This window comes from Staphylococcus sp. 231237_7MaSpsaltlick (assembly GCF_043107035.1).
Genome location: NZ_JBICNX010000374.1, coordinates 1 through 444, shown reverse-complemented (window position 1 = coordinate 444; position 444 = coordinate 1). Strand labels below are relative to the sequence as shown.

At 30.9% G+C, this 444-nt stretch carries 1 pseudogene; it reads right to left on the bottom strand.

Features of this window, described 5'->3' with window-relative positions:
• A pseudogene (locus tag ACF91D_RS31955) lies at positions 1–340 on the bottom strand (hypothetical protein); the annotation flags it as partial.
• Between the last annotated feature and the right edge of the window lie 104 nt (positions 341–444).

Genomic DNA, 444 nt, shown 5'->3' with positions numbered 1-444 from the left:
GTGAAAACCACAATTCTAAACTTGTTTCTAAAAGAAAAAATACAATCCATAAAGTAAAGTTTAGAATAATTAATTGCAGAGCATTTTGATAGCATACCGTTATGACAATGACTATATAAAATAGTATTAAGAAAGATAATTTTGTAAGGCCAGCACCTGAATAATTTTTAAAGAATAACTTTATTAGGAATGGAGTGAATATTGCTGGAACAAATGAAAGAATTGTAGCAATGGCTAACTCACTGGTAGATTCAGGGTTTGCTAGTTCCCAATTTATAATGAGGATTAATCCACCGCAAATAAATCGGTATAGTGCAGTAATGGTTAAATAGTTAGTCATTGTGAGCATCACTGCAATCAAAAATTTTATTTGCTAATGCATTGGCTCTGTGAATATGTTTGTATGTTTTTGTAGTTGGTAACTCAGGCCAGTTAAACTGAATA